Raw genomic sequence first — 12,939 nt, forward strand, 5'->3', positions numbered from 1 at the left:
CCCTACTCTATTTCCTAACCAGATCGGACTTCGGATAGAAGTCGCCCATCACCGCCCGATCGTAGATCGTGTTGCGCGGTTCAGTCACACGCAGCCGGTAGATCGTCGAGAAATCGAGATCGCGCGCCACGAAGATAGAAACTAGCGAACCCTGATGTTTCATCAGAGTCGGCGGAATGTTGATCGACTGTTCGACGGCGATCGCGGCCGCTTCCTTGCCGGCGCTTGTCGTGCCCTGCGCCTGGACATCGCTGCGCTGCAATTCCTGACCGGCGTAGGTCGCGACGTCGCCGACCACGGACAGGAGCAGCGCGCTCCCGAAGCGCTCCCACCAATGCGTATCGACGTAACCATCAAAACCTGCACGGCCAATCGCGTCGGTTGCTGGCGACGCCAGCGTGATGATGACGCCGGTCGGGGTTTTTGCGCGATTCCACAAAACCAACAGGCGGCCTTGCCCACGGCGCAGACCGCCGCGATACTCTCCGACGACCTGGGTGCCCTTCTCCATGAGCACCACACGGCCATTGTCGGAGAGTACGTCACGGGTAATCACGCAGCTTGTAAAGCCCGGCTGGTCCGACGACAGCGCGGTTTCCAGCGCGCAGGGGATTGATGTGCCCATGGCAACGATGAAGTTGCGATTACCAAGATGGCCCGCTTTCGAACCCTCAAGGATCGTCGGCTTCAGCATGCGGTTGAAGCGCTGATCCTCGTTTTCGCCCTGCCCTCCTCCCCCAAGCAGGCCATCCACCGCAAGAAAGTTGGGGTCGGCGCTCGTTTCGGAAGCGCTCGACTGCCTGGCGCTGTTGCCGGTCCGGCCTCCACCAAACGCCATCACCGGCGCGCGTCTGGCGGCTTCGAGAAGTTTATCGGCTGCAGGCGCCTCAGCCGTCTCCAGGGCCGGCGTCGGCAGCTTGATCTCAGGTACGGGGAGCGCCACCGGTTCGGGCTCCGCCCGCGCCGGTTCGAACTCCGTCGTCTGGCGGATCACCCCCGATCCCGGCTGCTCGGCTTCGTTCTTCGGCGTCTGCCGCATCGACCAAATGGCAAAACCCATGAAGGAGACAACCGCCAAGACGACCACCCCACGTTTGAGCAACGGATTGGTGTTGACCTTGCGGGCACCTGAGGTCTGGCCGCGTTCGCCGGGGATGTTCGTTTCGGTGGTTTCTGCCATCTTGCCCTCCCCTACTGGCCAGCCGCCGGAACCTTCACCACGCGCTCCACCGACGGCGATGTGGTATTGGTGCCGGGATCCACACCGACCGGCGAATAGGCCTCGTTGAAAATGCACAGCGTGTCGGAGCCGCGCCGCAGGATGAACTTACGGCTGATCGCATGAACAAGAACGAGATCGCCCTGCACCGTCTTCGGCACTAGGCTCTCGGTTCCATCCGAATTCTCTATGTAAATTGCCGGCGTTTCCTGATTTCCGCTGAACGAGAACGTCGTGACCTTGCCGTTGTCGTAAGCCGCTTGCGGTTCGATGGCTGAACTGCCCTGCGCGGAATAGCGCCAGTTGCGCGGTCCATATTGTTCATGGATGCCAAGCACCTTGTCGGCATAACCAGCCTCTGCCGTTCGCTTGCGCGCCTCTTCCTTGAGCCGGCGCCGCTCGGCTTCATCGGCCGGATAGCGATATTTCACGTAGAAATAGGTGTTCTGCCCGGCGTCCACCGAGCCGTCGCGCACCACCAGTTCCATCTGATAGCTGCGCTTGGAGCCGTCCCGCCGCGTCGTCACCACGGAGATGTTCGTTGCCGGCTGGTTCTCGCGTGGTTTCAGAAACAGGATGTTCCCGGCCGGGGCGACTTCCCAAGCGACCGTGTTGCCGAGCGCGACATGAGCGATTTCTTCGTCGGTGGCGAACTCCACCTGGACGGACGAACGGATCGTGCCGACGATCCGGGTGATATTGTAAGGCTGATAACTGACGAAGCGCACGCGATTGTCCTGCTGTGCGCTGGCAGGAATTTCGAGTGCCGTAGCGGGTGGCATCGTCAGCACCACGACGACAGCCGCGGCGAAGAGAGTTCGTATGTTCAATTCAAAGCCTCCGGATCGGCTCGGTACTCGCTCACTACGAACCCAAGCGGGTTCACCAACCGGTCGCTGGAGGAAATCGGGGCATTGGCATAGGAATAGGTGATCGTTGCAACCCAATGCGTGGTGCGAACATCTTCACCGCGCGTGATCGTGCGCGTGTAGCGAACGGAAACGACATTGGTGTTGATGAGCGAGATCGACTTGATCCCGATGCGGGACGTCGCTGATCGGCCGTAAATGTTTTGCGGCGATTCCGGATTGCTGCCGCGATAGGCGGCCGCGAAACGTTGCTGCTCGGCGGTATTCGACATCAGCGATGCCGTGCGGAAATTCTCCTCCGCTTCCGACCAGGCGTAGCCCTCCCGCGCACGAACGTATCGCGCCGCGAAATATTTGGTGACTTCCTCATCGTAGCTTCCGGCCGCTGACGACAGGGCCGACACCACGTCGACGATGCCCGTCGAGTTATCGACGCGAACGACGAATGGCTCGACGGTCTTCAGCGGCGTCAGCGCCACCACGGCCGTCACTGACATGCAAGCGAGTACACTGGCAACCCCTGCCACGAACCAGGCAAGCCGACGGGAGCGTTCGGCCGAGGCCATCCGGTCCTGATCGAAGCGCCGCGCCTTGTCGAAATAATCCTTGAGACTGTCCGTCGTCACCATGCCCCCTACCCTGCCCGGCAGGCGGTGTGGGATCCGTCTTCATCGAACGAGGCGAAAGCCGCCGTCTCTATGGTAGGTTCAGCAGGCCGCTCGGCGAACGCGAGCGCGGCCTCACTGCCATCGGCAAGCGAGAATTGCTGCTTGTCCACCCCCGCCTTGCTCGCCTCCCAATCCCACATCGAGCGATTGAGGGGCCGTTTGGCATAACCGTCGCATTTGGGTAGTGGGTGGCTGAGTGTGGCGCAGCCGGAGACGGCAGATAGCAGGCCAATCAGTGTGACAATTCGTACTGCACTCAATCTTTAACTCTCCTCGTGGCCTTGCGTCAGGCCTTCTTCCCGGTCAGTTTGCTCCAGCCCCAGCCGATGCTGCGGACCACGCTGTTGTTGTGCCCGTCGCGCGCCGCGGTATAGCCATAGGTCAGCGAAGCGCCACCGGACGCGAGCGAAGAGGCGATGCCGGGCAGCTGATAAAAGACGTAGAGGGAAGCCAGGCCGATGGCGCCGACAGCGATCGGACGCATCAGGACGTCGCTATAGGCCTCGACGGTGGTGAACATGGTCGCGAAGCTGGTGACCAGCAGCGAGCCGACCGCGACGACGAGAACCTGCAGAATGACAAAGTTGGCGAGCTGCGAAATCCACTGCTCGGTGAACCGCCGTGTGCTCTGGAACATGGCGAGTGCGATGAAGATCGGCCCGATCGCGAGCATGATTGCAAGTGCGACGCGTGCGTAGAGCGACACCACATATCCGATCGAGGCGACGATGAACGTCACAACGATGATCACCAGGCCTGCAAAACCGGTCAGCGGATCGACCGGCCAAGCGGCCTGCGCCCAGATATCGTTGGCGGACTTCTGACCCTTGTCGAGCAGGCTGTCAAAAGTCGTAGCGCTTGGAGCGCCTCCTGCGTTGAGCGCCTCCGAGATCTCCTTGGGGAGCGTCTCGAAGAAGATATTCGCCACATAGGTCTGGTACTCGCCGGCGTTCCTGACCAGCATCAGGATGATGGCGAGCTTTATCGCGCGGAACGCGAACTCCATGATCGGCTCCTGCACCGATCCGCGAAGGATCAGAAATCCGTACAGGATCACGTAGAGCGTCAGCGCCGCCGTCAACGGCCCCGTCACCCACGCGCTTATACCACTCGTGCCGGAACTGATGAAGTTCTGCAGCGGCGTCGTGAATTGCCGATCGAGGAAGTCGAAGACGGTATACATGACGCTATCCTCCCAGCGCCTTGTTCATGCGTTCCAGCCGGGCTTTGCCCTCCGCCTCTTCAGCGTTTCGGCAATTGAGCGTCTGTCTCAGCTCTCCGGGGTTCTCACGGCATTCTCCGATATGGTCAGTGCGCAGGCTCTCGTCGGCGAGGAACCCGCTGACGGTGATGACCGTTGCCGGCGGTGGTTCGGAACACGCCGCGAGCAACGCCGTCATGACAAGGGCAGCGGCGTGCTTCATTGCGCGAGCGCCGAGTTCATGGTGTCGATGCGTTTTCGCCAGTCTTCGGCCTTTCGCTGCTCCTCGACCTGGGCCTGCGCCTGCTGCACCATTTGAAGCCCCTGCATGCGCAGGAGATCGGTCTGCAAGAAGGCGCTTTCCGCCTGGATGCGGGCCTGAAGATCAGCGATGTCCTTTGCGTCGCCGGCCGAGGATATTTGCTGCCGCAACTGATCGATCCCGTCGATCCGCTTGGTGGCGGCATCGTAAATCTGCTGGCCAAGGCTCATCTGACCGGCATTGCGGTGCTGGATGCGGGCAAGTTCCCGGGCGTAGAAGTCGTTGGCCGAGGTTTGATAGGTGGAATTGCCTTCGAGAAATTTCGAGGCGGAGTCGCCAAACACGCCCGAGCCGTTTCCGTTGAGCAGGCCTTCGATGGCAGCAAAGCCCTGCGGCAAGGCCTTTCGGATTTCCGGCTGGTTCAACAGCGAGGCGACATCGGCCATTTTGGTGAGCTTGTTCAGCGATTCATGAAGCTGTTCTGCTTGCGCGATCTGCTTATTGAGCGCGTCGAACTGCTCCTTCATGGCTTCGAGCTGGCTCGCCCATTGCAGGATCGCCGTTTTGTCGATTACCGGAATCCCTTGCGCGCCGGCGGCTCCAGCGGACACGGCAAGTATGGCGACGGCGGCCATCACGGAATTGCGCATACGCATCAGCCTGCACTCCTTTGCTGCTGGAAGAGAGGAAGCCAGGCGTCCGGATCGTCCCCGGTCTGGGCCCGGATCGTGTCGGCAAGCTCGACATTGCCGGTGCGGCCCGAAAGAACGGCAAGTTCATCGTCGAAACCGCCGAGATTGAGTTCGGCGACGATGCTGTTGTGGCCTTGCTTGACGACGAAGCGGCGGCTCTCGTTGGAGAGCTCGCGCGCGATCAGCTCATATTCGCGCTCGGTCAGCTTGAAGCCGTCGACATAGTCGGTGCGGCTGCCGCGGGAGTTCGGCATGAACACCTGCGTCGGGCACTGCTCGATGATGGTGTGCGCGATCGGCGAATTGATCGCGTCGCGCGGGCTCTGCGTGGCAAACAGCATAAGTCCGTTCTGCTTTCGGATGGTCTTGAGCTTGTTTTGGGCCAGATCGCGAAAACCCTCGTCAGCAAGCGCCTTCCAGAACTCATCGATGACGATGATGATGCGACGACCGTCGATCAGCTGCTCGACCCGGTGGAAGAGATAAGCCATCAGCGGCGTTCGGATTTCCTCATTGTCGAGAAAGTCGGTCATGTCATAGCCGACGAACTTGCGGCCCACACCAAATTCACCGAGCCCAATATCCTCGATGACGTGATCGAACACCCAGCCAAGCGGCCCTCCCCTCTCCCAGCGGCGCAGCCGAGCTGCAATGCCTTCCGGATCGGTGTTGTTGAGAAATGTGCGCAGTGCCCCGATCGTGCGCCGTTCGACTGGCAGGTCCGCGAGTCCGTCGATGGCATTGGCGATGTCGCGAACTTCCGAGACGGATAGCTCGCGGGTTTTCGAGCCCACCAGCTTCGCCACCCACTGCGCCAGGAACACCTTGTTCTCCGGCGTCAGTTCCATTCCCTTCAAAGGCGCGCAACCTGTCGGACGACCATTCTTCAGCGGCAGGTAGGTTCCGCCGGCGGCGCGCACGAATAGGTCGGCGCCACGATCCTTGTCGAAGAAGACGATTTGCGCGTCGAACTTTTCCCCCTGCGAGAGCAGGAAGTTGAGCAGGACGGTCTTGCCGGATCCGGAGGGCCCGCCGATGAATGTATTGCCGAGATCGCCATAGTGCAGATTGAAATAGAGAGGCGAACCCGATGCGGTCTTCAGCATGGCGACCGCAGGACCCCATTCATTGCCGTCGCGCTGTCCGGTCGGATAGGAATGAAATGGAGAAAAGGCGGCGAAGTTCTTCGAAGTTATGGCGCCGGACCGTACGCGATAGCGGAAGTTGCCCGGCAACTGCGCCCACCAGGCGGCCTCCAACCCGAGATCCTCGCGAGCCACGACAGCACCGCCATTGGTCAGATGCGTCCGGCTCTTCGCGAGATTGTCTGTGAGTTCCTCCACCGATCCGGCGAAGACCGTCAGTGTCAGGTGATGGTCGCCCAACACGAAGCGGTTCGATTCCAGATCGTCCAGCGCATCATCGAGTTCCTCAAGCTGCGACCCGGCCTTGTCGCCGGCGCTGACCATCTGGTTCTGCTTGCGGCCCATCACTGTTTTGGCGTCGGACTTCGACAGGAAGGAAAAGCTCTGGGTGAGGATCAGTTCGTACGGAACGGTCAGCAGGCCATCGAACATGCCCGGCCGGGTGCGGGCTGGATATTCCTTGAAGCCGAACATGCCGGCATAACGGCTCGAGCCCTCATGCCGGATTTCGACCGTCTCACGTCCGACGATCACGCGATCGGAATAGACGGCCGATGAAATCCGGCCCTCGGTCAACGGAATGGACTCGCGACGCCCTCCCACCAGCTGGTGAAGGACTTCGCTCGGTTCTGAGAAGATCAGCCCGTCGCGCTCCTGCAACGACAACACCCGTGGGCCAAACCGTTTCAAGCCGGCTGTGACGTCGACGATCGCATCATCGAGATGCTTGACCGCGGCCTCGTCGAGTTCGACCCCCCGCCGCCGCGCCTTGCGCAACTTCGACAGGAACGCCACCACGCGTTCCGCCGCATCGCGCCCTGGATGCCAGACAAGGCTGAGATAGAGGTCGTTGCGAAACAGATCCTCGCCAATCATCCTGGCTCGGTATTTTTCGTTCAGCGTCCGCGAGAAGGTATTGGTGAATTCGCCGTCTGGATATTCGTTGTCGCGGCGGCGGATGACATGTGTCCACAGCGCCAGCCGTTCATCGGCGATATTGCGATAGAGCGTGTTCAGGTCGCGATGCAGCGCGTTGAGGTCGAGTGTGTCGGCCGTCTCGAAAGATACGCCTTCGAGAGCAATGATCACGATCAGGGCACGCGAATCGAGCGCGATGATCCGTTCATCGACGTGGCGGAGATAGGGAATGAAGGTCTCTGGTTCGAGCTCACGGCTCTTGACGATCGCGGTACTAGGCAAAGCCGAGATCCCTTTCATCATAGCGCCGGACGAGCTTCATCGGGGTGAGGCTCGATCCACCCCACAGCCCGGTATTGCGCGCCCTGCCTCGGGTATCGATCCAGCCGAGAAGCACGCGGAACATGTTGTGATCGTGCTTGACGACCGCCTTGAAGATGAAATGGACAACGACGCCCACCAAGGCATAGGCGACTGAACCGGCGACGATGAAGAGAATGGTTGTGGAGATCATATTGACCCCCATAGCCTCCATCGTGACGCCGCCGATCATTGCTGGCCTCGTACACGCCAGGAACAACGTGTCTTCCTCAAGGTTGGTCTTCTCGCTCATGAGCCGCCACCGGAGATCGTGTTGACGATTTCGGTTGCACCAAAGATGATGCCGATGCCCAGCACACAGAACGCCGCCTTGCGCAGGTCTAGGTAGCCGAACATCCAGGCGATGCCGACGATGATCACGGCAATGATCGACAGCAGCCGCGCCACATTGCCGGTCAGCATATTGACGATGTTCTGCAGGACGCTTTCGATACCACCCGCCTGGGCGAAGCTCGGCTCGATCAGGGCCAGCGAAAACACAGTTGCCATTGTCGCGATTGTCGCGAGAGGCCTGATGCGCGCCAATAGGGCCATATGTTCATCACTCCTTTTGCTCGTTGGAAAAGACGAGGACGGAGGACTGCCGCCCCGGATTGAAAACGTCCCATCGCGGCACTGAGGTCTGGGATGGCTGCTGATCCCTTTTACTCGGGCTGCTGTCGGGTGCGGCGACCGTCGCCTCCCCTGCCCGCTCGCGTGCCGGTAACGCCTGCGCCTGCGCTTCCGCGATCTCGATACTTTCGAGACGGCCAGACAGTCGCGCGCGCTCGGCCAGGATGCGGCTCTCGTAGCCGACCATCTCGCCGACCGACGCGTCGCCATTGCCAAAATAGCTCCGCAGCATGATCGTCTCAGCCTGCGCGGTCGTCGCACCGCGCTGCAGGGCAACACGGTAATAGCCGTCAAGGAGTATGGCGCTGGCCTTGAGGTTGAGGCAGAAGTCGAACGCGTCGCTGACGGACAATCCGAGCCGGCCGAGATTGCCCGAATTTATGCCGCCAAGGCCAAGATCGATATTGTGCCTCTCGGCGATCAGGACCGTTGCCGTCTCAATCGCCTCGGCTCTGGTCTTCGGCTGCTTGGCGAGCGGACGATCGGAATTGATGCGGATGGCGAAGGGTTGGAAGCCGCTCTCGACGCTTACGACGGCGGCTATTGTTTCCCTGGCGATTTGCGGGGCGCATTGCTGGGCGAGATCGAGGAACGCTACCGGCATGAGCTAGAACCACACACGCTGCTGGCCTGCGCCGTCGATCGTCAGGTCGATATAGCGGGGTTGTTCGCGGACATGCGGCCGTTCCTTCACGTAGGCCTTGCAGACGCGTTTCCCGTCGGATAGATCCCAACGAGCGGATCCAAGGGTGCCAGAACGGCCGCCATTGTCATTGTTCCTGCACAGATCCGCGCTGACCGTCTGGAGTTCGGTGGAAACGCATCCCATTTCGCTGCGGCCGCGATCACTCGATCTGGTGACGAGGCGGAATCCGGCATCGCAGTAATACGGTTCGTAACGCGGCTTCGTCGCAGTGAAGCCGGCGCCGCGGCAAATCGGAAAGGATCGCCCTCGCGCCAAATGTTTCCACAACCGCTCGATTGGCGGACGACATTCACCGTACTCTGTGGCGCCGCCGGGATTCGAGAGGCATAGGAGAACCTGACATCCCCAGTCATCGCTACGCGCCATAGAGCTCGAAAAAGTGTATATTGGGACGCAGAGTAAAACGGCGGAAAGCGCCTGAATGACTGCATCTTTCATGCTACTCCCCGTTTGTCTCTTCACTAGCCCGCCAGCCCGGAGGCTTCACCACCTTGTCATACTGCACGATAACGCATAGTTAAGAAGATGCCAAGCCCATTAAACCAGCGCTGGCACAACACGGTATTTGCGACCTTGGCTACGCACGAGATCATGTCAAAGCTCCTGCCGGACGAGACGCCCAATTCGCGTCTACGCCAGCTGGGCATGATAAATCTCCTGTACACGCTGCAAAAAGCGGACACCGCCTTGACCATAAGCAATGTCACCGAAGTGACTGGAATGACTAGGAAAGCGGCTCAGGAAGTAATTGACCCGCTGGTCGTGCGCGGGCTCCTGAAGGAGTCTTGGGGACGGACGTCCATCGGCCGTGGCAAGGCCCGGCAGTATGAGATCGCGCCGGAAATTTTCGAGAAGCTTCAAGGCGTCTACGGCGCCTGATCAGGCCAATCCAGTGTGCTGAAGACACGAAAACTCTTGCGTCACATGGGAAAAAACGTCCAGTATGCTTGCGCCAAACGGCGCAAGCATACTTTGGCGCAGCGACTCCGTGAAGACTAGCCGGTGTGCGACGGGTTAGGCCTGAGGGCTTGGCTGCACAGCGTCGTGCGACGCTACGTGGGCTATCGAACGTTGGCCGCCGAGGCGCGCATCGAGGCTTTGCAATTGGCAAAGAGCGCGGCTGCGGCCATGGGACTCAAACGGCCAAGATTGCGATGATAGATAAAGGTGTTCGGCTGTTCGCCGTGACCTTGCCCCTCTGACCTAATCCGGTTTGAAGTTCGTTCTGGCCCATCGAGAGGACCAGGACATGAAACGTAGCCGCTTCTCTGAAGAGCAGATCATCGGAATTTTGAAGGAACACGAGGCCGGGGTGGAGGGCTTGGTCGTGAACCACAAGAAGCTGTTCCGGCTCTATCGGGAGGAGAAGCTCGCCGTTCGCCGCCGTGGCGGCCGCAAGCGGGCGATCGGGACCCGACGAGCGATGGTCGCTCGACTTCGTATCGGACCAGCTCACCGACGGGCGCCGCTTCCGCATCCTGGCCGTCGTCGACGACGAGAGAGTGCCTAGCACTCATCGTTGATACGTCTCTCTCGGGCATGCGGGTTGCCCACGAATTGGACCGGCTTATCACCGAGCGCGGCCGGCCGCGGATGATCGTCAGCGACAATGGCAGCGAGTTCACCTCTGCGCTATGCCAAAGGCTCCGCGCCAGCGCCCGTCGCTTCATCCACCCAGCAGGGCACAACCTACGCCGGAAACGAACTCAAAACTGGATAGAAATTGGGGCAAGGTCAGCCAAGAGCCCCTATTCGGCGGCCTAGGCGCACCGTGCGCCGACACACAAGCTGGTCTTCATTCACCCGTTGCCAACGGCAACGGGCGTCACGCCCGTAAATGGCCGACGCCGTCCTCGACAAGGTATACGGGAATGCGCGTCAAGGTAGTGTTCGCGGCCAGCCATTGCGATTGGTCGTCATTCGCTGAGTTTGCAGTCTCCACCCGGGATAGTTTCCAGCAATATGTCTCCACCCCAGGGAGATTTCACGCCTAGGTACTGGCGGCTGGTTTGCACAATCGGTTCAAGCTTTCCTGGATCGTCGATCGGCAACAGCATGATCATCGCATGCGCCGTAACCGGCACTTGAACCGATGGGACTTTGCCGGCGCACTTCAGAAACGCGTTGGCCTGAGCATCGGTATCGGTCTGCTGCTGCGGTTTGAGCTCACCTGCAATGCATGTATTCAATGCGGCGGGTTCCGGCATATTGGAGGTGGTCTGAGCTGTGCCCAGCATCGTGATCCGTTCCACTTTCGTGCCCTGCAGATCAGTCTGATCCTTGGTCAGATGCGCGGGAACGGTGAAATTCACGTGGTCAGATGTGACTGAGAGTTCGCCGGTGTCGCCACCAGTGTAGGTTAGCGTGATAGGACTTTTCCAGCCTTCGATGAAGGTGTCTTCGGTTTCACATTTTACGACGGTCGCGGCCTGGGCCGACGCCAGCGATTCCACCACCACCGTTGTGACGATGAGTGTTTTGAAACCGTGGATCATTGCACCACCAGCTCGACCCGGCGATTCTTGGCCCGGCCGTCGTCGGAATCGTTGGAGGCGATGGGTTTTGTAAGGCCTGCACCCTCATAGCTCAGACGCGAGGGATCAATGCCATATCCTCCCACCAGGGCCGCTGAGACATTGGCCGCTCGCCGGCTTGAAAGATCCAAATTGTAATCGGCTGTGCCGTGGTTGTCGGTATGCCCAATGATCTTGAGGCGCATTGAGGGGTTTGAACTCAACGCCTTGGCGATTTCGTCAAGGGCCGGTTTTGATTCCGATTTCACCACATCCTTGTCAAAATCAAAGAGTATGCCATAGACATTGACGCTGCCCTGCTGCTGCAATGTGGCCGAGAGATCCTTGGGCGACTCGACCTTGCCGCCATCCATCGGCTTTTCCTCGAGGATGCGTATGAAGGCTGTGGATCTGTCCTGATCATCGCCCACAAGCACGCTGGCATAGATGTCGCCTTCCGGCCTGCTCAGCTCCGCCAGCAAATAACGCGCATGATCGGCATAAGATGTGGAGACGACGTTGCCCGGATCCAGTTGCTCGCCCAGAACATAGGTGTCGCGCACACTGCCGGTGAGGCACTCCTGATCCGTGCAGGAAAAGGTGATCGAGAACCCTTTCGACTTGAGCGCCGCCTCGTAGTTTGTCGCAACCTCGAGCGTCGAACTGCCGGGTGCCAGATCATAACGAACTTCGCTGGACCGGCCCTGTTTTTTAAGCCATTCGACGCCCGAATGATCCTGCACTGCATTGCGGTCCAGCAATGCACCATAGTCATGCGGTGCGTCTATGAATTGCAGCTCATCAAAATCCTTGAACCGGCACCAGGCAATCGAGGCGCCCTGATAGCGCCCTAGAAGTGCTGCGTCCTTGCAGCCTTGCGCATCGTCGGCATGCGCCGGAAGGTAGAGTGAAAGGACAACCATCGTCGCCAGGATAATCCTCATCCCGTCCTCTATCATTTCACGGTATGAGTGAAGGTAACCCAAGGCTTGCAGTTGGACCGCGGCGGAAATCCGCCGTAGGCGCAGGCCTGGATCGCATAGCTGAATGTAGGCGGCTTACCTCTGGGAATATACACTTGGAAGCGCGTCTCGTTCTTGCCGAGTTCGATTTGCCCGCCGACAATGCGCTCGGACGATACATTGAAATGATCGACATTCGTATAGGTGGTGCTGAACTCTACGATATGCACGGATCCTTCATCACGGCCGCTGACGCAGAACCCCTGCTTGCAACTTGCCAGCGCCTGCGTGCTCGTCATTGCAATCGCGATACCGGCAATTGCACTCACTATGGATGCGTTGTCTGACATTTGACCCTCCACGTTTCAATTGGCAACACAGCTCTCTCCGCTCACATGGAAGCCTTGCTGGCAGGGCACGCAACGGCCATTTTCGAAATGGTCGTTGTGGGAGCATGAGAAGCAATTGCCGGTGCCCGGGTTCAGGTTCTGGCCTGCCGGGCACTGCTCCACTGGAGGGAGAGCCTGCTGCTGCGTCTTGTTCCGCCTGCCGGCAACAGGCAGGCAGTTGCCGTTGCCATCGGGCATCTCACCATCCGCGCACTGCCATTGTTCGCCACCCGGATAGATCTGCTTCTTGCGGTGATGATGCTTGTGGGAGACCCCTTCGATGAAGGGGGCTTTGCACACGGCATGTGCACACGAGGCGTGGGACAGCGGCATCGCCTGAAGACCTTCTCCGGCAAACAGGAGAAGAACAGTCGAAACCAAGAACCCTGCGAGCACTTTCAT

At 59.8% G+C, this 12,939-nt stretch carries 17 protein-coding genes and 1 pseudogene; 2 read left to right on the top strand and 16 right to left on the bottom strand.

Annotated features, from left to right (window positions below; all coding sequences use genetic code 11):
- Window positions 1-7: 7 nt before the first annotated feature.
- Genes virB10 through LB564_RS24850 form a run of 12 tightly spaced genes read right to left on the bottom strand, consistent with a single transcriptional unit; the run spans window position 8 to window position 9,111 of the window.
- Window positions 8-1,180: a type IV secretion system protein VirB10 gene (gene virB10 / locus LB564_RS24795; protein ID WP_140707778.1), complete on the bottom strand. Its 1,173-nt coding sequence runs from the start codon at window positions 1,178-1,180 to the stop codon at window positions 8-10.
- An 11-nt stretch (window positions 1,181-1,191) separates the two neighbouring features.
- Window positions 1,192-2,013 carry a P-type conjugative transfer protein VirB9 gene (gene virB9, locus LB564_RS24800; RefSeq protein ID WP_224541728.1) on the bottom strand — a complete coding sequence of 274 codons (822 nt, stop codon included), beginning with the start codon at window positions 2,011-2,013 and terminating at the stop codon, window positions 1,192-1,194.
- A gap of 32 nt (window positions 2,014-2,045) precedes the next feature.
- Window positions 2,046-2,717 carry a virB8 family protein gene (locus tag LB564_RS24805; RefSeq protein ID WP_224541730.1) on the bottom strand — a complete coding sequence of 224 codons (672 nt, stop codon included), beginning with the start codon at window positions 2,715-2,717 and terminating at the stop codon, window positions 2,046-2,048.
- A 5-nt stretch (window positions 2,718-2,722) separates the two neighbouring features.
- Entirely contained in the window at window positions 2,723-3,016 is a 294-nt protein-coding gene (locus LB564_RS24810; RefSeq protein ID WP_224541732.1) for a type IV secretion system protein VirB7, read from the bottom strand.
- 26 nt (window positions 3,017-3,042) lie between these two features.
- Window positions 3,043-3,939 (bottom strand): type IV secretion system protein, encoded by an 897-nt coding sequence (locus tag LB564_RS24815; RefSeq protein WP_140707782.1) that lies wholly within the window; start codon window positions 3,937-3,939, stop codon window positions 3,043-3,045.
- A 4-nt stretch (window positions 3,940-3,943) separates the two neighbouring features.
- A complete protein-coding gene (locus LB564_RS24820) occupies window positions 3,944-4,180 on the bottom strand; it encodes an EexN family lipoprotein (protein WP_140707784.1) in 237 nt (78 codons plus the stop codon).
- Window positions 4,177-4,875 (bottom strand): P-type DNA transfer protein VirB5, encoded by a 699-nt coding sequence (gene virB5, locus LB564_RS24825; RefSeq protein WP_140707786.1) that lies wholly within the window; start codon window positions 4,873-4,875, stop codon window positions 4,177-4,179. Before virB5 ends, LB564_RS24820 begins: the two co-directional genes overlap by 4 nt.
- Window positions 4,875-7,274 (bottom strand): VirB4 family type IV secretion/conjugal transfer ATPase, encoded by a 2,400-nt coding sequence (locus LB564_RS24830; RefSeq protein WP_224541734.1) that lies wholly within the window; start codon window positions 7,272-7,274, stop codon window positions 4,875-4,877. Before LB564_RS24830 ends, virB5 begins: the two co-directional genes overlap by 1 nt.
- Window positions 7,249-7,587, bottom strand: coding sequence for a type IV secretion system protein VirB3 (locus LB564_RS24835; RefSeq protein ID WP_224541736.1), 339 nt, complete (start codon window positions 7,585-7,587; stop codon window positions 7,249-7,251). Before LB564_RS24835 ends, LB564_RS24830 begins: the two co-directional genes overlap by 26 nt.
- Entirely contained in the window at window positions 7,584-7,889 is a 306-nt protein-coding gene (locus tag LB564_RS24840; RefSeq protein ID WP_140707792.1) for a TrbC/VirB2 family protein, read from the bottom strand. The genes LB564_RS24835 and LB564_RS24840 overlap by 4 nt, the downstream gene beginning before the upstream one ends.
- Window positions 7,890-7,896: 7 nt before the next feature.
- Window positions 7,897-8,571 carry a lytic transglycosylase domain-containing protein gene (locus LB564_RS24845; RefSeq protein WP_140707794.1) on the bottom strand — a complete coding sequence of 225 codons (675 nt, stop codon included), beginning with the start codon at window positions 8,569-8,571 and terminating at the stop codon, window positions 7,897-7,899.
- Between the two features lie 3 nt (window positions 8,572-8,574).
- Window positions 8,575-9,111: a hypothetical protein gene (locus tag LB564_RS24850; protein WP_140707796.1), complete on the bottom strand. Its 537-nt coding sequence runs from the start codon at window positions 9,109-9,111 to the stop codon at window positions 8,575-8,577.
- A 153-nt stretch (window positions 9,112-9,264) separates the two neighbouring features.
- Between LB564_RS24850 and LB564_RS24855 the strand changes: the two genes are divergently transcribed.
- Both LB564_RS24855 and LB564_RS24860 read left to right on the top strand, forming a co-directional pair.
- A complete protein-coding gene (locus tag LB564_RS24855) occupies window positions 9,265-9,552 on the top strand; it encodes a MarR family transcriptional regulator (protein ID WP_318012849.1) in 288 nt (95 codons plus the stop codon).
- A 373-nt stretch (window positions 9,553-9,925) separates the two neighbouring features.
- Window positions 9,926-10,302 (top strand): annotated as a pseudogene (locus LB564_RS24860) (DDE-type integrase/transposase/recombinase); the annotation flags it as partial.
- Between the two features lie 287 nt (window positions 10,303-10,589).
- On the opposite strand, the gene LB564_RS24865 reads toward LB564_RS24860, so the two are convergent.
- The 4 genes from LB564_RS24865 to LB564_RS24880 are packed head-to-tail and all read right to left on the bottom strand — an operon-like array spanning window position 10,590 to window position 12,939.
- A complete protein-coding gene (locus tag LB564_RS24865) occupies window positions 10,590-11,168 on the bottom strand; it encodes a hypothetical protein (protein ID WP_140707800.1) in 579 nt (192 codons plus the stop codon).
- Window positions 11,165-12,130 (bottom strand): OmpA family protein, encoded by a 966-nt coding sequence (locus LB564_RS24870; protein ID WP_224541738.1) that lies wholly within the window; start codon window positions 12,128-12,130, stop codon window positions 11,165-11,167. The genes LB564_RS24865 and LB564_RS24870 overlap by 4 nt, the downstream gene beginning before the upstream one ends.
- Before the next feature lie 11 nt (window positions 12,131-12,141).
- Window positions 12,142-12,498, bottom strand: a complete 357-nt coding sequence (locus LB564_RS24875; protein ID WP_140707804.1) for a hypothetical protein — start codon at window positions 12,496-12,498, stop codon at window positions 12,142-12,144.
- Between the two features lie 15 nt (window positions 12,499-12,513).
- On the bottom strand, window positions 12,514-12,939 hold the full coding sequence (locus tag LB564_RS24880; protein ID WP_224541739.1) for a hypothetical protein: 426 nt from the start codon (window positions 12,937-12,939) through the stop codon (window positions 12,514-12,516).

This window comes from Mesorhizobium sp. ES1-6 (genome assembly GCF_020164775.1).
GTDB lineage: Bacteria > Pseudomonadota > Alphaproteobacteria > Rhizobiales > Rhizobiaceae > Mesorhizobium.